Genomic DNA, 552 nt, shown 5'->3' with positions numbered 1-552 from the left:
ACTTTGCGGAGGCGCTGCGCGCCGTAGCTCCGTTTGATAGATTTCCCTACCGGGGCCGTCCATCCGCCCGGCGGAGCCGGTCATTGTGAGGGGCTTTCGCACGCTCGTGGCACAGGGATGACGCTCTACCTTGGAGGCCCGAGGCTGCCATCAGCCAGGCTTCTGTGTCGGGCAAGCTTGGCCATTTCGGAAGCGCTGGTCCCTCGACGGACGCGCGCTAGGCCGGGAGAAGGACCGTGCTTTCCGGGATCAGGGTACGGGCCTCGCTTGCCCGGTCGTCCTCGCCGCTGTGGTCGAACGACCACAGAAACGGGAGGCCGATCATCCTCGCCCAACGTCATGGTTGCCCTGCGTCAAGCCGATGGTAAATTTCGCCTGACGCAACCGGAACTGGAATACACTATCCATGGCTCGATCGAAGTCGCGCGAGACGATCGTCAACGAGATCACGGCGCTTCAGGCCAAGCTGAGGGCCCATGACAAGGCCGAGGCCGAACGGCTCGGGAATCTCGCGATCAAATCCGGCATTGGCGCGATCGACATCTCGGACGA

General features: G+C 63.2%; 1 protein-coding gene. It reads left to right on the top strand.

What is annotated here, in order from left to right:
• Positions 1-406: 406 nt before the first annotated feature.
• On the top strand, positions 407-552 hold a 146-nt coding region (locus C1631_RS25350; RefSeq protein ID WP_497707258.1), incomplete at its 3' end, for a TraC family protein.

Source organism: Chryseobacterium phosphatilyticum, from assembly GCF_002899825.2.
GTDB classification, from domain to species: domain Bacteria; phylum Bacteroidota; class Bacteroidia; order Flavobacteriales; family Weeksellaceae; genus Chryseobacterium; species Chryseobacterium phosphatilyticum.
Note: the sequence above shows the minus strand (reverse complement) of the source record. Positions and strands in the feature narration are given on the sequence as shown.